The following is a 19,498-nucleotide window of genomic DNA, read 5'->3' on the forward strand; positions in this document are numbered from 1 at the left end:
CGTCACTACGCACACGTCGACTGCCCCGGCCACGCCGACTACGTGAAGAACATGATCACCGGTGCTGCCCAGATGGACGGCGCGATCCTGGTTGTGAACGCAGCTGACGGCCCGATGCCGCAGACCCGCGAGCACATCCTGCTGGGCCGCCAGGTGGGCATCCCCGCGATGGTCGTGTTCATGAACAAGGTGGACCAGGTGGACGATCCGGAACTTCTGGAACTCGTCGAGATGGAAATCCGCGAGCTTCTGTCGGCCTATGACTACCCGGGCGACGACATCCCGATCATCGCGGGCTCCGCTCTGCACGCCATGAACGGCACGCAGCCGGAAATCGGCGAGAACAAGATCCGCGAACTGATGCAGGCTGTTGACGACTACATCCCGCAGCCGGCGCGTGCGATCGACCAGCCGTTCCTGATGCCGATCGAAGACGTGTTCTCGATCTCGGGCCGTGGTACGGTTGTGACCGGTCGTGTGGAGCGTGGCGTGATCAACGTGGGCGACTCGATCGAGATCGTCGGCATCCGCGACACCCAGACCACGACCTGCACCGGTGTGGAAATGTTCCGCAAGCTGCTGGACCGTGGTGAAGCCGGCGACAACATCGGCGCCCTGCTGCGCGGCATCGACCGCGAAGGCGTTGAGCGTGGCCAGGTTCTCTGCGCGCCGAAATCGGTGAAGCCGCACACCCGCTTTGAAGCCGAGGTCTACATCCTGACCAAGGAAGAAGGCGGCCGCCACACACCGTTCTTCGCGAACTATCGTCCGCAGTTCTACTTCCGGACGACCGACGTGACGGGCACCGTGACGCTGCCGGAAGGCACCGAGATGGTGATGCCGGGCGACAACCTGAAGTTCGACGTTGAACTGATCGCGCCGATCGCCATGGAAGACGGCCTCCGCTTCGCCATCCGCGAAGGCGGCCGCACCGTCGGTTCGGGCGTCGTGTCCAAAATCGTCGACTAAGTCGCGACGATCCCAAATTGCGCGGGGCGGTGTCATGCCGTCCCGTATTCGGTTCGATGAAGGGGCAGGGTGGTCCTGCTTCATCCTCTCAACCGCAACGCCAATAAAGGCTAAGACCAATGCAAAGCCAAAACATTCGCATTCGGCTCAAGGCGTTTGACTACCGTGTGCTCGACGCGTCGACACAGGAAATCGTCAACACCGCAAAGCGGACGGGCGCCACAGTGCGCGGCCCGATTCCGCTGCCGAACAAGATTGAGAAGTTCACCGTTCTGCGTGGCCCGCACGTCAACAAGAAGTCGCGTGACCAGTGGGAAATCCGTACCCACAAGCGTCTGCTCGACATTGTTGATCCGACCCCGCAAACCGTTGATGCGCTGATGAAGCTCGACCTCGCCGCCGGCGTGGACGTCGAGATCAAGGTATAAGGAGGGTATCCCAATGATGCGCTCTGGTATCATCGCGAAAAAAGTCGGCATGACCCGGCTTTTCATGGAAGACGGAAAGCAGATTCCCGTGACCGTCCTCCAACTCGACAATCTTCAGGTGGTCGCTCAGCGCACACCCGAACAGCACGGCTACTCGGCGGTTCAGCTGGGCACCGGTTCGATCAAGGCAAAGCGCGTCTCCAAGGCGATGCGCGGTCACTTTGCTGCGGCGAACGTGGAACCCAAGCGGAAGGTCGCGGAATTCCGCGTCGCCCCCGAGAACCTGATCAACGTGGGTGAAGAGATCACCGCTGACCATTACTTCGAAGGTCAGTATGTGGATGTCTCCGGCACCTCGATCGGTAAGGGTTTTGCCGGTGCCATGAAGCGGCACAATTTCGGTGGTCTGCGCGCGTCGCACGGTGTGTCGATTTCGCACCGTTCGCACGGCTCCACCGGTCAGTGTCAGGATCCGGGCAAGGTCTTCAAAGGTAAGAAGATGGCCGGTCACATGGGTGCTGTCAAAGTGACGACACAGAACCTGCAGGTTGTGAAGACGGACGCGGAACGCGGCATCATCATGATCAAAGGCGCTGTTCCCGGCTCCAAAGGTGGTTGGGTGACCGTCAAGGACGCCATGAAGAAGCCGACGCCGGAAAACGTGATCCTGCCCGCCGCTCTGCGGTCGGCTGGTGAAGAGGCCAAGCGTCTGGCCGAAGAAGCCGCCGCTCAGGCCGCAGCTGAAGCAGCCGCTGCAGCAGAAGCTGCCGCAGCAGAGGCAGCCGCAGCCGAAGAAGCCGCTCTGAAAGAAGCCGAGGCAGAAATTCAGGCCGAGAAGAAGGAAGGCGACGAATGAAACTCGACGTGATCAAACTGGACGGCGGAACCGCCGGGGCGGTCGAGCTGGGCGACGAGATCTTCGGTCTCGAGCCGCGCGCCGACATTCTGCACCGTGTCGTTCGCTGGCAGCGCAACAAAGCGCAGGCTGGTACACATAAGGTGAAAACACGGTCCGAAGTCAGCTACTCGACCAAGAAGATCTACCGCCAGAAAGGCACCGGTGGCGCACGTCACGGCTCCCGGAAGGCACCGATCTTCCGCAAGGGTGGTATCTACAAGGGCCCGACGCCGCGCAGCCACGCGCATGACCTTCCCAAGAAGGTGCGCAAGCTGGGCCTCATGCACGCGTTGTCCGCGAAGGTCAAAGACGGGTCGCTTGTCATCATCGAGAACATCGAATCCGATGGCAAGACATCGTCCTTGGCCAAGCAGGTCAAGAACCTGGGCTGGAAGCGCGCGCTGATCATCGACGGGGCAGAGGTGAACGAAAACTTCATCCGCGCCGCAGCAAACATCGAAGGTCTCGATGTTCTGCCGTCGATGGGGGCAAACGTCTATGACATCCTGAAGCGTGACACGCTCGTGCTCACGAAAGCGGGTGTCGAAGCACTGGAGGCTCGTCTGAAATGAGCGCGAAAGCTGAACATTACGATGTGATCCGCAAGCCGATCATCACCGAGAAAACCACAATGGCATCCGAAAATGGTGCCGTGGTGTTCGAAGTGGCGATCGACGCCAACAAACCGCAGATCAAAGAGGCCGTTGAGGCGCTTTTTGGTGTGTCGGTCAAGGCGGTAAACACGACGATCACCAAGGGCAAGGTCAAGCGCTTCCGCGGCCAGCTGGGCAAGCGGAAAGACGTGAAGAAGGCCTACGTGACCCTCGCCGAAGGCAACACGATCGACGTGACCACGGGTCTGTGATCTGGTCGGGTTTCGGCCCGGTCTGAGAGAATGAGAAAGCCCCTCGCCAGTGATGGCGGGGGGCTTTGTCGTTTTGAGAGAAATTTTTCGGAAGCTACCACCTGTCATGTCATGCGTCGACGGGCCGGACATACAGGTGGTGCACGTGAATACGCACCCTACTGCGGGTCGATAACATGTCGATCACGTGTTGTGGAACTCAAACCCCTGCCTGCGATCAGGCTGGGGTCTTCATTTGGTCAAAGAGGGACGTCGTCGTAATCGCGAGCGGTGCCGTTGGTATTGGTCAGGAGTTTGTACATCCGCGTGGCTTCTTCGGTGTAGTCGGTCAGCGCTTCCTGAACAAATTCGGATTGAATTTTGATCAATTCGACAGGAGATTTACAGGTCAGCATTGCCTGCTGGGTTTCTAGGTCCTTTTGCAGGCGCTCCGTCATGAACGCGGCGCTTTCGCTCAGGATCTCTTGCCAGACTTGAGGATTCACCAGCGGAAATTTGTTCATCCCATCAGCCATAACATTAGTCTCTGCGGCTTTTTTTGCCTTCGGTTTGGGTGCAGCCATCTTGGCATCTCCTCACATTGGTTTTCGTCCACTGAGTGCGCGTCAGGAGAATTTTAGCAGATGGCGACAAGGTCGACTTTGATTTGGATCGTGTTTGTTCCGGAAAGCCGGGCCTGTGCAGCCCGGTGGATTTGGTCGGATGCTGCTTCATGTGTTATCAGCCTTACCGCGATCGGGCATTCTGGTGACGGTTGGATCGCGGGCGGTGCGATTGAACACGTACCTCAGGGAGATGCCAATCGGATCGCCAGCCTGCGGTTCGGCGATGGTCCTGCTTAAGATTTTTCGTGTGAAAACGCACTCTGCCGCTGGAATATGTGCTGCCGTGCAGCGAGGAATCTATTTGGTGAGACGCTGGAACTCCCCATAGTCTGAGCGCGTGAGCCACGTTCTTTCAGGTCTCACGGATTATAAAGGATTGAACTATGAGAGGTTTTCTAATTGCGGGTGTTCTGAGTGTCATCGCGGGGGCTGTTGCGGGCGAGGTCTCGGTCGAGCGCGGGGAGTATCTGGTGCGGGGGCCGGCGGGCTGCGGGAATTGCCACACGCCCCAGACGCCCAACGGACCGGACATGTCGAAAGAGTTCGGCGGCATGATGGTTGATAAGAACCCGGCTTTCGAAGCTTGGGCAGTCAACATCACGCCAGCATCGCGAGTCGGCGCGTGGAGCGATGACGAATTCGCCCGCGCCATTCGCGAGGGCATTCGTCCGGACGGAACGGTGATTGGGCCACCAATGCCGATCACGCTTTATCGAGGCCTGTCCGACGACGACCTTTACTCGATTGTCGCCTTCATGCGCACGGTTGCGGCCGTTGACACACAAACGCCAACCTCGACATACAACATACCGCTGCCGCCAGCCTATGGCCCTCCAATCGATACTGTACCGTCGATTCCACGCGGCGTGACCGTTGCCTATGGCGAGTATTTTGCCGGGCCAGTGGCACATTGTATGGAATGCCATACTCCAATGGGAGACATGGGACCAAAGTTCGACACCCATCTGGGTGCTGGCGGGTTCGAGTTCCATGGACCGTGGGGCACGTCGATCTCGGCCAACCTGACGTCGCATGAGGACGGTCTCGCCGGATATTCCGATGACGAGATCAAGATGATGATCACCCAAGGCATACGGCCAGACGGCACGCGCATGATGCCACCGATGGGCTACGCGCATTATGCAGCGATGACCGAGGGTGACCTCGATGCAGTGGTTCTGTACCTGAGGCAATTGCCGCCACTGCCGGATGTCAATTGATCTACGGGAATAGGGCAGGGCCCTCTTGACCCGGATGGCCTGACCTCCTAGTAAGCCCCAACCGCGCAGCCCCGGATTCGTCCGGGGCTTCGTTGTTGCGTTAACCGGGGAACTTCGGGGCCCTATACCCACGGCGGATACGTCCGCCCAAACATAGCGGGTCCTTCAAGACCTGCACTTGCTAACGGAAGACAGAAAGCATGGCACTCAAGTCGTATAAGCCGACGACGCCGGGCCAGCGCGGGCTGGTGCTGATCGACCGTTCGGAGCTGTGGAAAGGCCGTCCGGTCAAAGCCCTTACAGAGGGTTTGACCAAGTCGGGTGGCCGGAACAACACCGGACGTATCACATCCCGCCGTCGCGGTGGTGGCGCAAAACGCCTTTACCGGATCGTCGATTTCAAGCGGAACAAGTTTGACGTGGGCGCGACCGTCGCGCGCATCGAATATGACCCGAACCGCACCGCCTTTATCGCGCTCGTTCAGTATGACGATGGCGAACAGGCCTACATCCTTGCCCCACAGCGTCTCGCCATCGGCGACCGCGTGGTCGCATCGGCCAAGGCCGACGTGAAGCCGGGCAATGCGATGCCGTTCTCGGGCCTGCCCATCGGCACAATCATTCACAACATCGAGCTGAAGCCCGGCAAGGGTGGTCAGATCGCACGTGCCGCGGGCACCTACGCTCAGTTCGTGGGTCGTGACGGTGGCTACGCGCAGATCCGCCTGAGCTCGGGTGAACTTCGCATGGTCCGTCAGGAATGCATGGCCACCGTCGGTGCCGTGTCGAACCCGGACAACTCGAACCAGAACTTCGGTAAAGCCGGTCGTATGCGCCATTACGGCAAGCGTCCGTCGGTCCGTGGCGTCGTCATGAACCCGATCGACCACCCGCACGGTGGTGGTGAAGGCCGGACTTCGGGTGGTCGTCACCCGGTGACCCCGTGGGGCAAGCCGACCAAGGGCAAGAAGACCCGCAACAGAAACAAGGCGTCGCAGAAGCTGATCATCCGCTCGCGTCACGCCAAGAAGAAGGGGCGGTAAACCATGTCGCGCTCTGTATGGAAGGGCCCGTTCGTCGATGCCTATGTCTTGAAGAAGGCAGAAGCGTCGCGTGAATCCGGCCGCAACGAAGTCATCAAGATCTGGTCGCGCCGCTCGACGATCCTGCCCCAGTTCGTGGGCCTGACGTTTGGCGTCTACAACGGCCAGAAGCATGTTCCTGTGAACGTCACCGAAGACATGATCGGTCAGAAGTTCGGTGAATATTCGCCGACCCGGACCTATTACGGTCACGCGGCTGACAAAAAAAGCGAAGCGGAAGTAAGTCATGGGCAAGGAAAAGAACCCCCGCCGCGTGGCTGACAACGAAGCCATGGCGAAGCTGCGGATGCTGCGCACCAGCCCGCAGAAACTCAACCTGGTCGCCGGTCTCATCCGCGGCAAGAAAGTGGACAAGGCGCTGACCGATCTGACCTTCTCGAAGAAGCGGATCGCGGCAGACGTGAAGAAATGCCTTCAGTCGGCCATCGCCAATGCTGAAAACAACCACGGGCTTGACGTGGACGAGTTGATCGTCGCCGAAGCCTATGTGGGCAAGAACCTCGTGATGAAGCGTGGCCGTCCGCGGGCACGTGGCCGTTTCGGCAAGATCATGAAGCCGTTTTCGGAGATCACCATCAAGGTGCGTCAAGTCGAGGAGCAAGCCTAATGGGTAACAAGACCAATCCGATCGGCATGCGCCTTCAGGTGAACCGCACCTGGGACAGCCGCTGGTACGCAGACACCAAGGACTACGGCAATCTTCTGCTCGAAGACATCGCAATGCGCGAGTTCATCGAGAAAGAGTGCAAGCAGGCCGGTGTGGCCCGTGTCATCATCGAACGTCCGCACAAGAAGTGCCGCGTGACCATTCACACAGCCCGTCCGGGCGTCATCATCGGCAAGAAAGGCGCGGACATCGAGACGCTCCGCAAGAAGCTGGCCGCGATGTCTGATTCCGAACTGCACCTCAACATCGTTGAAGTGCGCAAGCCGGAACTGGACGCCCAGCTGGTTGGCGAAAGCATCGCCCAGCAGCTCGAGCGTCGTGTGTCCTTCCGTCGTGCCATGAAGCGCGCCGTGCAGAACGCCATGCGTATGGGTGCCCTTGGCATCCGCGTGAACGTTGCCGGCCGTCTGGGTGGTGCGGAAATCGCACGGACCGAATGGTACCGCGAAGGCCGTGTGCCGCTGCACACGCTGCGCGCCGACATCGATTATGCCCACGTAGAAGCGGAAACGCCCTACGGCATCATCGGCATCAAGGTCTGGATCTTCAAAGGCGAGATCATGGAGCATGATCCGTCCGCTCGGGATCGTAAGGCACAGGAACTGCAAGACGGTCCCGCACCGCGTGGTGCTGGCGGCGGTCGGAGGAACTAATCATGCTTCAACCAAAGCGTACAAAATTCCGCAAGATGTTCAAAGGTCGGATCAAGGGCGAAGCCAAGGGCGGCTCCGATCTGAACTTTGGCACCTTCGGCCTCAAGGCGCTTCAGCCTGAGCGTGTGACAGCACGTCAGATCGAAGCAGCCCGTCGTGCCATGACGCGCCACATGAAGCGTCAAGGCCGTGTCTGGATCCGCATCTTCCCGGATACCCCGGTCACGTCGAAGCCGACCGAAGTCCGTATGGGTAAAGGTAAGGGTTCGGTCGATTATTGGGCCGCCAAGGTGAAGCCGGGCCGCGTGATGTTCGAAATCGACGGTGTCGGTGAGGATGTCGCCCGCGAAGCGCTGCGTCTGGCCGCGATGAAGTTGCCGATCAAGACCCGCGTCGTGGTTCGCGAGGACTGGTAAGCGGTTCGGTGCGTGCACGCACGCACCCTACGAAATTTAAGACCCCCGGTGTGAAAGCGCCGGGGGTCTTATTTATTCACGCCAAGTTTCGGCAACGAACCAAACCATATGTCCCTGAACGGATGGCAATGCTTTCTATGCCATTCCGACTGAGCCTCGAACGCTTCGGCATTTTCCTCAAGCCAGGCCATGTGCTCTGTGTTTTCAGACAAGGATCGACGGTTCAGTGGCTCAGTTATCACTTTGGGCATCACGTCACTCCCACCGATAGTTAAAACTCACCGACACGCGCTCGTCCTCTGACTGGTTCATCACCACCTCGTGGCGCAGCCAGCTTTCCCAGAGCAGGACATCCCCGACCAACGGCTTCACGTAGATGAAGTTCCGCATCTCCTCGCGTGCGTCTTTGCGGCGGGGTGGGGCGGCCATCATCATGGCGTGGCGGGGGTCTTCGAGTTTCAGGGCGGAGGCCCCTTTGGGCATGGACACGTAGGTCGTGCCGGAAATCACCGAATGGGGGTGGATGTGGGCCGCGTGAAAGCCGCCTTCCGGCAGGATGTTGATCCAAAGGTCCTCAAGCACCAGCTTGCGGTCGTCCAGATCGAATTCCAGATCCTCGGCAAAAGCGGCGACATGGGCGTCGAGCGATGTAACCAGATCGGCAAAGATCGGAAAGCGCCAGGGCAGGTCGGAGAGGGACGCATAGGATGTGTAGCCGGGATAGGCGTTGTCCTCGCACCATTGCTGGCCTGCCTCGTCATCTTCGGCGATGGCGAAACAGGAGTTTTCCATTTCCTCGGCATCAATTGCCGGTCCGTGTTCGGACAGCGGTGCGTGGTAGAGGCGGGTCACGAAGAGGGAAGATATTGTGCTCATGCGCCCCTCATAATATGGGGCGCACGCGTTGGCGAGAGGGCATTGTCGCGCCTTGAAAACAAAGGGGTTGCGCCATCGGGCTGTCCGGCCTATACGGCGCGCTCATCCACCTCCACCGGGAATCAGGGTGACCCACGATAACGATGGGGCTCTCCGGTGATGTTGATAGAAAGGAACGGCGCATGAACGCCAAGGAACTGAATGACAAGACCCCGGATCAGCTCCGGGACGAGCTTGTCGCGCTGAAGAAAGAGGCCTTCAACCTCCGCTTTCAGCAGGCCACAAGCCAGCTTGAGAACACCGCACGCATCCGTCAGGTGCGTCGCAACGTGGCACGCATCAAGACCGTGCTGAACCAGAAGGCCGCCGCTGCGGCCAGCGACGCGTAAGAGGGAGCCACAGATATGCCCAAGCGTATTCTTCAAGGTGTCGTCACCTCGACCGCGAACACTCAGACCGTAACCGTGTCGGTCGAGCGTCGCTTCAAGCACCCGGTTCTTCAGAAGACGATCCGGAAGTCCAAGAAATATCGCGCCCATGACGAGGCCGAGACATTCGCCGTAGGGGACGTTGTCCGCATTCAGGAATGCGCCCCCAAGTCGAAGACCAAACGTTGGGAGGTTATCGCTGAGTAAGCGATAGCCTTTCGGCATTTACGAAACCCCCGGGCCAATGTCCTAAAAGGCGGTCCGGGACGTCGGGAGAAACACTATGATCCAGATGCAGACCAATCTGGATGTTGCTGACAACAGCGGCGCGCGCCGTGTTCAGTGCATCAAGGTTCTGGGTGGGTCCAAGCGGAAATACGCGTCGGTGGGTGACATCATCGTCGTTTCCGTGAAGGAAGCCATCCCGCGCGGTCGCGTGAAGAAAGGTGACGTGCGTAAGGCCGTCGTCGTGCGCACCGCCAAAGAAGTCCGTCGCGAAGACGGCACAGCCATCCGTTTTGACCGCAACGCCGCCGTCATCCTGAACAACGCAGGTGAGCCGGTCGGTACGCGTATCTTCGGCCCGGTTGTGCGTGAACTCCGTGCCAAGAACTTCATGAAAATCATCTCGCTTGCTCCGGAGGTGCTGTAATGGCTGCGAAACTCCGTAAAGGCGACAAGGTGATCGTGCTTGCCGGCAAAGACAAAGGCAAGTCGGGCACCATTTCCTCCGTCGATCCGAAGTCCGGCAAAGCCGTCGTCGATGGTGTGAACGTTGCGATCCGCCACGTGCGCCAGTCCCAGACCACTCAGGGCGGCCGCACCCCCAAGGCGATGCCGATCGACCTATCGAACCTGGCCATCGTTGACAAGAACGGCAAACCGACCCGCGTTGGCTTCAAGATCGAAGGCGACAAGAAGGTCCGTTATGCCAAGACAACAGGGGATGTGATCGATGCTTGATGCTGCAACCTACACCCCGCGTCTCAAGACGATTTATCGTGACGCCATCAAGGCCGCGATGAAGGAAGAGTTCGGCTACTCGAACGACATGATGATTCCGCGCCTCGACAAGATCGTGCTGAACATCGGCTGCGGTGCTGAAGCTGTTCGTGACAGCAAGAAAGCAAAATCCGCTGTTGAGGACCTGACGAAGATTGCGGGTCAGCAGGCCGTGACCACCAAGGCAAAGAAATCCATCGCGGGCTTCCGCGTTCGTGAAGAAATGCCGCTTGGTGCCAAGGTGACCCTGCGTGGCGACCGGATGTACGACTTCCTCGATCGTCTGATCACCATCGCGATGCCCCGCATCCGGGACTTCCGCGGCGTGAAGCCGTCCTTTGATGGTCGTGGCAACTTTGCCATGGGCATGAAAGAGCACATCGTGTTCCCCGAAATCGACTTCGACAAGGTCGATGAGGTTTGGGGCATGGATATCATCATCACGACGACCGCAAAGACCGACGCGGAAGCCAAGGCGCTGTTGAAGCACTTCAACATGCCGTTCAACGCCTGAGGGGACTGATACCATGGCGAAGAAATCCATGATTGAACGCGAAAAGAAGCGTCAGAAGCTGGTGGCCCGTTACGCGGCCAAGCGCGCTGAGCTGAAAGAAATCGCGAACGACGAAAGCAAGCCGATGGAAGAGCGTTTCAAGGCGCGCCTCAAGCTTGCAAAACTGCCGCGGAACAGCGCGCCGTCGCGCCTGCACAACCGCTGCCAGCTCACCGGGCGTCCGCACGCCTATTATCGTAAACTCAAGGTCAGCCGGATCATGCTTCGTGAACTTGCCAGCAATGGACAAGCCCCCGGTATGGTCAAGTCGAGCTGGTAAGGAGGGCATAGAATGAACGATCCTATCGGCGATATGCTCACCCGTATCCGCAACGCACAGATGCGCGGCAAGTCCACCACCATGACACCGGCGTCCAAGCTGCGTGGCCGCGTTCTCGCGGTGATGGCGGACGAAGGCTACATCCGCGGTTTCGAAGAAACCAAGGACAAGAACGGCCACCCCGCATATGAAATCAGCCTGAAATACTACGATGGCACACCCGTGATCCGCGAACTCAAGCGCGTGTCCAAGCCGGGCCGTCGTGTGTATCTGGGTGTGGACGACATCCCGCAGGTCCGTCAGGGCCTGGGTGTGTCGATCGTGTCCACGTCCAAAGGCGTCATGACCGATGCAAACGCTCGCAGCCACAATGTTGGCGGCGAAGTGCTTTGCACCGTCTTCTAAGGAGGTCTGGTAATGTCTCGTATTGGTAAACAGCCGGTCGAGCTGCCCTCGGGTGTCTCTGCATCCGTGTCTGGCCAGACCGTCGAAGTGAAGGGCCCGAAAGGTGCCAAGAGCTTCACCGCGACCGACGATGTCACCATCGCGGTTGAGGACAACGTGATCACCGTGACTCCGCGTGGCAAGTCCAAGCGCGCGCGCCAGCAGTGGGGCATGTCCCGCACTATGGTTGCGAACCTCGTGCATGGCGTGACCAACACGTTCAAGAAAGAGCTTGAAATTCGGGGTGTTGGTTACCGTGCTCAGCTTCAGGGCAATGTCCTGAAACTGAACCTCGGTTTGTCGCATGACGTTGATTTCGAAATTCCGGAAGGTGTGGTTGTGACCGTGCCCAAGCAGACTGAGATTATCGTGGAAGGTCACGATGCTCAGCAGGTTGGTCAGGTTGCCGCCAACATTCGTGAATGGCGTCGCCCAGAGCCCTACAAGGGCAAGGGCATTCGCTATAAGGACGAATACATCTTCCAGAAGGAAGGCAAGAAGAAGTAAGGACGCAAGGACATGGCAAACAGTAAACGTGATCTGTTCCAGAAGCGCCGTCTGCGCGTTCGGAACAAACTTCGCAAGGTCAATGCAGGGCGCGTGCGCCTCAGCGTTCACCGCTCGAACAAGAATATCAGCGTTCAGCTGATCGACGACGTTCGGGGCGTGACGCTGGCAGCGGCTTCGACGATGGAAAAAGAGCTTGGCGGCAAGAACGATGTCGCTTCGGCAGCCAAGGTTGGCGCGGCAATTGCCGAGCGGGCCAAGAAAGCCGGGATCGAAGAAGCGTATTTCGACCGTGGCGGTTTCCTCTTCCATGGCCGCGTCAAGGCTCTGGCCGACGCAGCCCGCGAAGCTGGTCTGAAGATCTAAGCGATCGGTGCGTGCTGGCACGCACCTCATACACACCGTAGGCCGGGCTTCCGCCCGACACACGTTTTGCGGAGGGGGCGACCCCTCCCGATGATCCGGGAGCACCGAAAGGCTCACCTGGATTGGTCAAACGGGCCAGTGGCCCACAACACAAAGGATGCCTAGATGGCAGAACGTGAAAACAATCGTCGTGGCAATCGCCGCGAACGTGAAGAGCAGGCACCGGAATTCGCGGATCGCCTTGTCGCAATCAACCGGGTGTCCAAGACCGTCAAAGGTGGTAAGCGTTTCGGCTTCGCTGCGCTTGTCGTTGTGGGCGACCAGAAAGGCCGCGTCGGCTTTGGCAAGGGTAAGGCCAAGGAGGTCCCCGAGGCCATCCGCAAGGCGACAGAGCAGGCCAAGCGCAAGATGATCCGCGTGCCGCTGCGCGAAGGCCGCACGCTTCACCACGACATTGAAGGCCGTCATGGCGCCGGTAAGGTTGTGATGCGCACAGCACCGACCGGTACGGGTATCATCGCCGGTGGTCCGATGCGTGCAGTGTTCGAAATGTTGGGCGTTCAGGACGTTGTCGCCAAGTCGATCGGCTCGCAGAACCCCTACAACATGATCCGCGCCACGCTTGATGGTCTCGCCAAAGAGTCCAGCCCGCGCTCTGTTGCGCAGCGTCGTGGCAAGAAAGTGGCCGACATCCTGCCCAAGCGTGAAGACGCTCCGCAGGACAGCGCCCACGTTGCTGAGGAGGCTTGATCCACATGGCTAAGACAATCGTTGTAAAGCAGATCGGTTCCCCGATCCGCCGCCCGGAAGTTCAGCGCAAGACACTGATCGGGCTGGGGCTCAACAAAATGCACCGCACACGCGAACTCGAAGACACCCCTTCGGTCCGCGGCATGGTGCGCAGCATTCCCCACCTCGTCGAGATCATCGAAGAGCGCGGCTGAGCGATACGCTGACTGAACGCCTTGTTGCGCTCGGATGAGGGCCTTGTTGCGCTCGGATGAAGAATGAGGAACGCCCGTTGTACTACAGCGGGCGTTTTTTCGTTCAGCCTGCGTTCCCTTCGACGGTCACGCGCCACCCGATCACGGGGCAACCCAGCGTCATCCGCAGCGCATCGGTCAGTTCGTCAATGGTTTCGGTCGTGACGTAAATTCCGCCCGTCGCATCGGCGAGGCAGCGTGCGACATTGGCTTCGCCGAATTCCTGTTCGGGATTGTTCCACTGAAAATAACCGTCATGCGGGTTCAGCTGAAACCCGATCACGTGGACGGTGAGATCATAGGCCTGATCTGCGAGCGCGGCGCCAAGGGCACAGGGGCGCCCGCCGCATGTTTCGGACCCATCTGTCAGCAGAACGATCACACCCGGTTCGGTGCGGTATTGCATGACCTCAGCCGCGCGTGCGACCGAGGCCGTGAGGGGCGTCAGCCCGCCAGGCGCGAAATTGCGTGTCGCTTCGAGGATCGGCTCTGCGGATTTCTCGATGGGCAGAAAGCGCAGCGAGATGCCCTCGCAGGCGTCGCCCACCTGCTGTGGCCCATAAATCATCAATCCGACACGGCGGATGTCCTCGATCTCGGGCAGGGCGCGGGCCATGGCCCGCTGCGCTTCGGCGATTTTCGGCAGGCCGCGAATGCCCATCGAGGAATCGATCATGGAAGTTGAGCCGTCAAACACCAGCATCGCGTCGGTCGTGCAATCGGGAAGCACGACGGTCGGCAGAAGGGCGAGGGCAAGAGCAAGTCGCATGAGGCAACTATGCCACCACTTCGCGCACGCGCAAGCATCCGGATGGCTGAAGCCTAGGCTGGCGTTTCTTTGGGCGGATTGACAGTGTGTACATCTACGATCCTCGTGGCGTCGAATGCGCTAAAGAGGATCACATCCTGTCTCTTGCGCAATTGAATAATGCCGCTGCGAGAACCGCGCAGATCGGCTATCGTTCATTTGTCCGGAGCAAAGCGCAGTGCCCCCTTGATCCGGAATGGGCAACCCTCTATACGCCCCCGGTGGCCCAAAGGGTCACTGAGTCTGAAATCAAGAAAAGCCGCGTTCGTCCCACATCGCTTCGGGGGCGTTTCCGGCATAGGAGAAGCGATATGAAACTGCATGAACTGCGCGACAATCCCGGCGCAACCAAGCGCAAGAAGCGCGTTGGCCGTGGTCCGGGCTCCGGCCTCGGTAAAATGGGTGGCCGTGGTATCAAGGGTCAGAAATCCCGTTCGGGTGTGGCCATTGCCGGTTACGAAGGCGGCCAGATGCCGCTCTACCAGCGTCTGCCGAAGCGTGGCTTCAACAAGCCGAACCGCAAGGCGTTCGCCGTGGTCAATCTGGGCCTGATCCAGAAATTCGTCGATGCTGGCAAGCTTGACGCGAAAGGCACCATTGACGAGGACGCGCTGGTCGCATCCGGTCTGGTCCGTCGCAAGCTGGACGGCATCCGCGTGCTCGCCAAGGGCGACATCACTGCGAAAGTGACGCTGGCAGTCACCGGCGCTTCGAAATCCGCGATTGACGCGGTGGAGAAGGCTGGCGGCTCACTGACGGTCACAACCGCGCAGGCTGCCGAATAAGAGGTTGTGAGCGGCCCCTGCGCCGCTTACATAGCCTCCAGAGCTTTCCAAACGCCGCCTGAGCCGGACCGCTCATGGCGGCGTTCATCATAAAAGAGACCCGCATGGTATCAGCAGCAGAACAAATGGCCGCGAATACAAGCTGGGCTGCGCTCGGCAAAGCGACCGATTTGCGCAACCGCATCCTGTTTACGCTTGGCCTTCTGATCGTTTACCGCATCGGCACTTTCATCCCCGTTCCCGGGATTGATGGCATCGCCCTGCGCGAATTCATGGAGCAGGCGCAGCAGGGGATCGGGGGCATCCTCACGATGTTCACCGGTGGCGCACTGGGCCGAATGGGCATTTTTGCCCTTGGCATCATGCCCTATATCTCGGCCTCGATCATCGTTCAGCTGCTGGCCTCCATGGTGCCGTCGCTTGAACAGCTGAAGAAAGAGGGCGAAGCGGGTCGTAAGAAGATCGCGCAATACACCCGTTACGGCACGGTGTTCCTTGCCACGTTCCAGGCCTACGGTCTGGCGGTCAGCCTTGAAGCCGGCGATTTAGTGACTGATCCGGGTTGGTTCTTCCGCGCGTCCTGCGTGATCACCCTTGTGGGTGGGACAATGTTCCTGATGTGGTTGGGTGAACAGATCACCCAACGCGGCGTTGGCAATGGGATCTCGCTGATCATCTTCGTTGGCATTATCGCTGAAGTGCCCGCCGCGTTGGCGCAGTTCTTTGCGTCGGGCCGTTCTGGTGCGATCAGCCCTGCCGTGATCGTTGGGGTGATCCTCATGGTCATTGCGGTGATCATGTTTGTGGTCTTCATGGAGCGGGCGCTCCGAAAGATCACGATCCAATATCCCCGTCGTCAGATGGGCATGAAAATCGCCGAAGCGCAGAGCAGTCATCTGCCGGTCAAGGTCAACCCGTCGGGCGTGATTCCCGCGATCTTTGCCAGCTCGCTTCTGCTGTTGCCGACGACAATCAGCACGTTCAGCGGTCAGCAGACCGGCCCGGTCATGTCGACGATCCTTGCCTATTTCGGGCCGGGTCAGCCGCTCTACCTGTTGTTCTTCGGGGCGATGATCGTCTTCTTCGCGTACTTCTACACCTTCAACGTGTCGTTCAAGGTGGATGATGTGGCCGACAACCTGAAGAACCAGAATGGCTTTGTTCCGGGCATCCGTCCGGGTAAAAAGACGGCCGAGTATCTCGAATACGTGGTCAACCGCGTGCTGGTTTTGGGCTCGGCCTACCTGACCGCGGTCTGTCTGCTGCCGGAATTTCTGCGCGGTCAGTTTGCGATCCCGTTCTACTTTGGCGGTACATCCGTGCTGATCGTGGTGTCGGTGACGATGGACACAATCCAGCAGGTTCAGAGCCATCTTCTGGCCCACCAGTACGAAGGTCTCATACAAAAGTCGCAACTGCGCGGTAAGGGTAAGGCCAAAGGCAAAAGACGGAGCCCGGCGCGTCGATGAACATCATACTTTTGGGCCCGCCTGGTGCGGGCAAAGGCACTCAGGCTCGGTTCCTTTGTGACGAACGTGACATGATCCAGCTTTCGACCGGCGACATGCTGCGCGAAGCCAAGGACAGTGGCACGGAAATGGGCAAGGTCGTGGCAGACGTCATGGCCCGCGGTGAACTGGTCACGGACGAGATCGTCATCGGTCTCATCCGCGAAAAGTTGGGCGGAGACAAAAAGGGTGGTTTCATCTTTGATGGCTTCCCTCGCACACTCGCCCAAGCCGATGCGCTAGGCGCGCTTCTGGCTGAGACGGGCGAGACGCTGGATGCGGTGATCGAGATGCAGGTCGACGACAATGCACTTGTCGCCCGCATCACGGCACGCTCCACCTGCGGGTCCTGCGGTGAGGTCTATAACGACCACACCAAGCCGATCCCGGCGGATGGCAAGTGCTCCAACTGCGGCGGCACTGAATTCAAGCGCCGTGCGGACGACAATGAGGACAGCCTCAAGCAGCGTTTGATGGAGTACTACAAAAAGACCTCGCCGCTGATTGGCTACTACTACGCCAAGGGGCAACTGTCGTCTGTTGACGGTCTGGGCGAAATGTCCGCCGTGAAAGCGGACATCGCCAAGGTGTTGGACTCCTAGTCACACAGATCAGATGCTCCCGCACTACCGGCCGCCTCAAGCGCGTCCTTGATGGGGGCATCTTCGACCAAGACCGACAGCGGCGCATCAGCCGCTGTTGCGACATAGACCGAGAAGGTCGCCTCGGGGTCTGGACCAGACCCTGTTTTGCAAGCGGCCACATCAATCGAGAATGTGCCATTGGTGGCGCGCGGTGCTTCTGTTTCCCAAGCATTGAACATGTCCCGCAGTCGGATGTACTCCGCGCGGTCTTCAGGATCGAGACGGAAGAGCAGCATCCCCTGCGCCGTTTCCAACCTGTCCAATTCGAACACGCCCATGTCGGCTTGCCCTGTGTCAGACCGTGTTGCGGCAAAGGTCAGAACGGCGCCGTCCGGGGGGATTGTGACGCCAACGGGCAAGTTTATGCCCGCGCGGATGTCGTCCGGATTTGCTGTGAGAGGCGACAGTTTCGACAGCGCCGCAAGGGCACTGGGGTCAATGGAGCTGCATCCGACGAGGGCGATTGCGGCTAGAATTTATGTAAAGCGCATAAATATTTACTTGATTCATTTAAAAATTATTGTAATACAATAAGTATTGATCTGACAAGGAGGGAAAAATGCGCCTCACTCTGCCCACAGTTCTTTATTTCGGCACATGGACGACGCTCGTTGTGGCTCCTGTGATTTTGGTTGTGCTCATCCTGATGGGGCAGTTCTCGCCCGAGGCGATCCGGGCGGCCTTCCCGGATGTGCCGGTATCTGAAATGCAAAGCGACGATCAGATCATTTGCGCCGGGATCGTGGGCCTTGTTCCGTGGCTCATTGGCGCTTGGGTCTTGTATCAGGCGCAAGCTCTGTTTGCGCTCTATCGCGGAAATCGCGCGCTCACGCTGGACGCGGCGAAGATCATCCGCAATCTCGGGGTCGGGATGGTGATGATCGCCGTGGCGCAGATTGTGACGCGGACCGTGCAGATCCTGATGCTCACCTCGGCCAATGTCGATGGCGAACGGATGCTGGCGGTCCAGTTCAGCTTTGCACAGGTTGGGCTACTGCTGGCGGCGGGTCTGATGGTGGTGATCGGGCGCAGCATGGTCGAGGCGGCGCGCGCCGTGGACGACATGCGCGGGTTCGTCTGATGGAGATCATCGTGCGGCTCGACGTTGTGTTGGCACAGCGCAAGATGAAGGCCCGGGATCTGGCGGAACAGATCGGTATCTCGGAACAGAATGTCAGTCACTTGCGCACCGGCAAGGTCAAGGGTATCCGGTTCAATACGCTGGCGCGGATCTGCGAGGTTTTGCAGTGCCAGCCGGGCGATATTCTTGAAGCGGCGCCGCTTGTGGATAAAGATGCCTGAGGCGGGTTCTCCGCCCTTGACGCCACCGCCAATCACTCCTATCCACCGGCATCTCTTAACCGAGAATCACCGTCGCAGCGCGGGTCGCGCCCGTCTGCGGAGCACCTGATCAGCTGGGGGCCCCAAGGGTAAAACCGAAGGGCCTTATGTTGTGAAAAAAGGGTCTGGCGTTACGGACCCGCAACGAAAAGGAAGTCATACGTGGCACGTATTGCTGGCGTGAACATTCCCACAGGGAAGCGTGTTCCAATCGCCCTCACCTATATCACCGGTATTGGCCATACCTCTGCAAAAGCCATTTGCGAAGCGGTCAACATCGACGTCACCCGCCGTGTCAACGAACTGAGCGACGCCGAAGTGCTCGCCATTCGGGAACACATCGATGCGAACTACACTGTCGAAGGCGACCTGCGCCGCGAAGTGCAGATGAACATCAAGCGCCTGATGGACCTCGGCTGCTACCGTGGCCTGCGCCATCGTCGTAACCTGCCCGTACGCGGTCAGCGGACCCACACCAACGCTCGTACCCGCAAAGGCCCCGCAAAGGCCATTGCCGGTAAGAAGAAATAAGGGAGGTCTGCACCAATGGCACGTGATACCCGTCGCGGAGGCAAGAAGAAGGTCTCCAAGAACATCGCAGCTGGCGTCGCACATGTGAACTCCAGCTTCAACAACACCAAGATCCTGATCTCCGACGTGCAGGGCAACGCCATTTCGTGGTCGTCTGCCGGCACCATGGGCTTCAAAGGCTCGCGGAAATCCACACCTTACGCAGCCCAGCTGGCTGCCGAAGATGCGGGCCGCAAGGCACAGGAACATGGCGTTAAGACGCTTGAAGTCGAAGTGCAGGGCCCAGGTTCGGGTCGTGAATCGGCTCTGCGCGCGCTGGCCGCTGTCGGCTTCAACATCACTTCGATCCGTGATGTGACCCCGATGGCGCATAACGGCTGCCGTCCGCCGAAGCGCCGCCGCGTCTAAAAGCGAGCACAACAATGGCATGGCCTCACCATTCGGTGGGGTCATGCTTTCGTCATTTTAACCTCGGGCGTTTTTGCCTTTCGGACATGGGGCAGAAACAAGAATGGAGGGGCGCATGATCCACAAAAACTGGGCAGAACTGATCAAGCCGACACAGCTTGAGGTCAAGCCGGGCGCTGATCCGTCGCGCGTGGCAACCCTTGTTGCCGA

33 protein-coding genes are annotated in these 19,498 nt (G+C 59.2%); 29 read left to right on the forward strand and 4 right to left on the reverse strand.

Translation table 11 applies throughout. The annotated features are described in order from the left end of the window. The 5 genes from tuf to JJ869_RS14420 form a co-directional block, all read left to right on the forward strand. A partial coding sequence (gene tuf / locus JJ869_RS14400; RefSeq protein WP_292268111.1) for an elongation factor Tu occupies positions 1–969 on the forward strand: 969 nt, incomplete at its 5' end. Positions 970–1,088: 119 nt separating this feature from the next. Beyond that, the gene (gene rpsJ / locus JJ869_RS14405; protein WP_188483786.1) at positions 1,089–1,397 is read left to right on the forward strand and encodes a 30S ribosomal protein S10; all 309 of its coding nucleotides are present in this window, start codon (positions 1,089–1,091) and stop codon (positions 1,395–1,397) included. A 13-nt stretch (positions 1,398–1,410) separates the two neighbouring features. Next, positions 1,411–2,253: a 50S ribosomal protein L3 gene (rplC, locus tag JJ869_RS14410; protein ID WP_292268113.1), complete on the forward strand. Its 843-nt coding sequence runs from the start codon at positions 1,411–1,413 to the stop codon at positions 2,251–2,253. Continuing rightward, a complete protein-coding gene (gene rplD, locus JJ869_RS14415) occupies positions 2,250–2,867 on the forward strand; it encodes a 50S ribosomal protein L4 (protein WP_292268115.1) in 618 nt (205 codons plus the stop codon). Before rplC ends, rplD begins: the two co-directional genes overlap by 4 nt. Further along, a complete protein-coding gene (locus tag JJ869_RS14420) occupies positions 2,864–3,160 on the forward strand; it encodes a 50S ribosomal protein L23 (RefSeq protein WP_292268116.1) in 297 nt (98 codons plus the stop codon). The genes rplD and JJ869_RS14420 overlap by 4 nt, the downstream gene beginning before the upstream one ends. Positions 3,161–3,399: 239 nt before the next feature. On the opposite strand, the gene JJ869_RS14425 is transcribed toward JJ869_RS14420, so the two are convergent. Further along, entirely contained in the window at positions 3,400–3,723 is a 324-nt protein-coding gene (locus JJ869_RS14425) for a phasin family protein (protein WP_292268118.1), read from the reverse strand. Positions 3,724–4,148: 425 nt separating this feature from the next. On the opposite strand from JJ869_RS14425, the gene JJ869_RS14430 reads away from it, so the two are divergent. The 6 genes from JJ869_RS14430 (at position 4,149) to rplP (ending at position 7,824) form a co-directional block, all read left to right on the forward strand. Beyond that, positions 4,149–4,985 carry a c-type cytochrome gene (locus JJ869_RS14430; RefSeq protein ID WP_292268120.1) on the forward strand — a complete coding sequence of 279 codons (837 nt, stop codon included), beginning with the start codon at positions 4,149–4,151 and terminating at the stop codon, positions 4,983–4,985. A gap of 200 nt (positions 4,986–5,185) precedes the next feature. Then, complete coding sequence (rplB, locus tag JJ869_RS14435; RefSeq protein ID WP_292268121.1) at positions 5,186–6,028, forward strand: 50S ribosomal protein L2; 843 nt, start codon at positions 5,186–5,188, stop codon at positions 6,026–6,028. A 3-nt stretch (positions 6,029–6,031) separates the two neighbouring features. Further along, on the forward strand, positions 6,032–6,349 hold the full coding sequence (gene rpsS, locus JJ869_RS14440) for a 30S ribosomal protein S19 (RefSeq protein ID WP_292268123.1): 318 nt from the start codon (positions 6,032–6,034) through the stop codon (positions 6,347–6,349). Then, positions 6,315–6,695, forward strand: coding sequence for a 50S ribosomal protein L22 (gene rplV, locus JJ869_RS14445; RefSeq protein ID WP_292268124.1), 381 nt, complete (start codon positions 6,315–6,317; stop codon positions 6,693–6,695). Before rpsS ends, rplV begins: the two co-directional genes overlap by 35 nt. Next, complete coding sequence (gene rpsC, locus JJ869_RS14450; RefSeq protein ID WP_292268125.1) at positions 6,695–7,408, forward strand: 30S ribosomal protein S3; 714 nt, start codon at positions 6,695–6,697, stop codon at positions 7,406–7,408. Before rplV ends, rpsC begins: the two co-directional genes overlap by 1 nt. 2 nt (positions 7,409–7,410) lie before the next feature. Continuing rightward, positions 7,411–7,824 (forward strand): 50S ribosomal protein L16, encoded by a 414-nt coding sequence (gene rplP, locus JJ869_RS14455; protein WP_188483779.1) that lies wholly within the window; start codon positions 7,411–7,413, stop codon positions 7,822–7,824. Positions 7,825–8,079: 255 nt separating this feature from the next. Here the strand turns inward: rplP and JJ869_RS14460 are convergent, their stop codons facing one another. Next, entirely contained in the window at positions 8,080–8,700 is a 621-nt protein-coding gene (locus JJ869_RS14460) for a 2OG-Fe(II) oxygenase family protein (RefSeq protein ID WP_292268126.1), read from the reverse strand. A 182-nt stretch (positions 8,701–8,882) separates the two neighbouring features. On the opposite strand from JJ869_RS14460, the gene rpmC reads away from it, so the two are divergent. The 11 genes from rpmC (at position 8,883) to rpmD (ending at position 13,224) form a co-directional block, all read left to right on the forward strand. Continuing rightward, positions 8,883–9,089 carry a 50S ribosomal protein L29 gene (rpmC, locus tag JJ869_RS14465; RefSeq protein ID WP_292063933.1) on the forward strand — a complete coding sequence of 69 codons (207 nt, stop codon included), beginning with the start codon at positions 8,883–8,885 and terminating at the stop codon, positions 9,087–9,089. Positions 9,090–9,104: 15 nt separating this feature from the next. Continuing rightward, positions 9,105–9,335 carry a 30S ribosomal protein S17 gene (rpsQ, locus tag JJ869_RS14470; protein ID WP_292268127.1) on the forward strand — a complete coding sequence of 77 codons (231 nt, stop codon included), beginning with the start codon at positions 9,105–9,107 and terminating at the stop codon, positions 9,333–9,335. 76 nt (positions 9,336–9,411) lie between these two features. Continuing rightward, a complete protein-coding gene (rplN, locus tag JJ869_RS14475; RefSeq protein WP_007427594.1) occupies positions 9,412–9,780 on the forward strand; it encodes a 50S ribosomal protein L14 in 369 nt (122 codons plus the stop codon). Then, positions 9,780–10,091 carry a 50S ribosomal protein L24 gene (rplX, locus tag JJ869_RS14480; protein ID WP_292268128.1) on the forward strand — a complete coding sequence of 104 codons (312 nt, stop codon included), beginning with the start codon at positions 9,780–9,782 and terminating at the stop codon, positions 10,089–10,091. Before rplN ends, rplX begins: the two co-directional genes overlap by 1 nt. Beyond that, complete coding sequence (gene rplE / locus JJ869_RS14485) at positions 10,084–10,644, forward strand: 50S ribosomal protein L5 (RefSeq protein ID WP_292268130.1); 561 nt, start codon at positions 10,084–10,086, stop codon at positions 10,642–10,644. The genes rplX and rplE overlap by 8 nt, the downstream gene beginning before the upstream one ends. A gap of 13 nt (positions 10,645–10,657) precedes the next feature. Then, on the forward strand, positions 10,658–10,963 hold the full coding sequence (rpsN, locus tag JJ869_RS14490; RefSeq protein ID WP_292268131.1) for a 30S ribosomal protein S14: 306 nt from the start codon (positions 10,658–10,660) through the stop codon (positions 10,961–10,963). A gap of 12 nt (positions 10,964–10,975) precedes the next feature. After that, positions 10,976–11,368, forward strand: coding sequence for a 30S ribosomal protein S8 (rpsH, locus tag JJ869_RS14495; protein WP_292268132.1), 393 nt, complete (start codon positions 10,976–10,978; stop codon positions 11,366–11,368). Between the two features lie 12 nt (positions 11,369–11,380). Beyond that, on the forward strand, positions 11,381–11,914 hold the full coding sequence (gene rplF / locus JJ869_RS14500; protein ID WP_292268134.1) for a 50S ribosomal protein L6: 534 nt from the start codon (positions 11,381–11,383) through the stop codon (positions 11,912–11,914). A gap of 12 nt (positions 11,915–11,926) precedes the next feature. Beyond that, complete coding sequence (rplR, locus tag JJ869_RS14505; protein ID WP_292268135.1) at positions 11,927–12,280, forward strand: 50S ribosomal protein L18; 354 nt, start codon at positions 11,927–11,929, stop codon at positions 12,278–12,280. Positions 12,281–12,445: 165 nt separating this feature from the next. Further along, positions 12,446–13,030, forward strand: coding sequence for a 30S ribosomal protein S5 (gene rpsE / locus JJ869_RS14510; protein WP_292268136.1), 585 nt, complete (start codon positions 12,446–12,448; stop codon positions 13,028–13,030). Positions 13,031–13,035: 5 nt separating this feature from the next. Beyond that, positions 13,036–13,224: a 50S ribosomal protein L30 gene (gene rpmD, locus JJ869_RS14515; protein WP_292268137.1), complete on the forward strand. Its 189-nt coding sequence runs from the start codon at positions 13,036–13,038 to the stop codon at positions 13,222–13,224. Between the two features lie 103 nt (positions 13,225–13,327). Here rpmD and JJ869_RS14520 read toward each other — a convergent pair whose 3' ends face one another. Continuing rightward, positions 13,328–14,032: a vWA domain-containing protein gene (locus tag JJ869_RS14520; protein WP_292268139.1), complete on the reverse strand. Its 705-nt coding sequence runs from the start codon at positions 14,030–14,032 to the stop codon at positions 13,328–13,330. A gap of 350 nt (positions 14,033–14,382) precedes the next feature. Between JJ869_RS14520 and rplO the strand changes: the two genes are divergently transcribed. The 3 genes from rplO to JJ869_RS14535 all read left to right on the forward strand — a co-directional run bounded on the left by rplO (position 14,383) and on the right by JJ869_RS14535 (position 16,966). Next, positions 14,383–14,856, forward strand: coding sequence for a 50S ribosomal protein L15 (rplO, locus tag JJ869_RS14525; RefSeq protein WP_292268141.1), 474 nt, complete (start codon positions 14,383–14,385; stop codon positions 14,854–14,856). 104 nt (positions 14,857–14,960) lie between these two features. Further along, entirely contained in the window at positions 14,961–16,325 is a 1,365-nt protein-coding gene (gene secY / locus JJ869_RS14530) for a preprotein translocase subunit SecY (protein WP_292268142.1), read from the forward strand. Continuing rightward, on the forward strand, positions 16,322–16,966 hold the full coding sequence (locus JJ869_RS14535) for an adenylate kinase (protein ID WP_292268144.1): 645 nt from the start codon (positions 16,322–16,324) through the stop codon (positions 16,964–16,966). The genes secY and JJ869_RS14535 overlap by 4 nt, the downstream gene beginning before the upstream one ends. Here JJ869_RS14535 and JJ869_RS14540 read toward each other — a convergent pair. Further along, positions 16,963–17,367: a hypothetical protein gene (locus tag JJ869_RS14540; protein ID WP_292268146.1), complete on the reverse strand. Its 405-nt coding sequence runs from the start codon at positions 17,365–17,367 to the stop codon at positions 16,963–16,965. The genes JJ869_RS14535 and JJ869_RS14540 overlap by 4 nt on opposite strands. Positions 17,368–17,567: 200 nt before the next feature. Here JJ869_RS14540 and JJ869_RS14545 point away from each other — a divergent pair, with 200 nt between their 5' ends. The 4 genes from JJ869_RS14545 to rpsK all read left to right on the forward strand — a co-directional run bounded on the left by JJ869_RS14545 (position 17,568) and on the right by rpsK (position 19,288). Beyond that, positions 17,568–18,089 (forward strand): hypothetical protein, encoded by a 522-nt coding sequence (locus JJ869_RS14545; RefSeq protein ID WP_292268148.1) that lies wholly within the window; start codon positions 17,568–17,570, stop codon positions 18,087–18,089. Then, positions 18,089–18,310: a helix-turn-helix transcriptional regulator gene (locus tag JJ869_RS14550; RefSeq protein ID WP_292268149.1), complete on the forward strand. Its 222-nt coding sequence runs from the start codon at positions 18,089–18,091 to the stop codon at positions 18,308–18,310. Before JJ869_RS14545 ends, JJ869_RS14550 begins: the two co-directional genes overlap by 1 nt. A gap of 201 nt (positions 18,311–18,511) precedes the next feature. After that, positions 18,512–18,880, forward strand: coding sequence for a 30S ribosomal protein S13 (gene rpsM, locus JJ869_RS14555; protein ID WP_292268151.1), 369 nt, complete (start codon positions 18,512–18,514; stop codon positions 18,878–18,880). Positions 18,881–18,895: 15 nt separating this feature from the next. Next, positions 18,896–19,288: a 30S ribosomal protein S11 gene (gene rpsK, locus JJ869_RS14560; RefSeq protein ID WP_021693342.1), complete on the forward strand. Its 393-nt coding sequence runs from the start codon at positions 18,896–18,898 to the stop codon at positions 19,286–19,288. The last annotated feature ends 210 nt before the right edge of the window (positions 19,289–19,498 follow it).

Source organism: Marivita sp., assembly GCF_017643905.1.
In the GTDB taxonomy this organism is placed as follows: Bacteria; Pseudomonadota; Alphaproteobacteria; order Rhodobacterales; family Rhodobacteraceae; genus Marivita.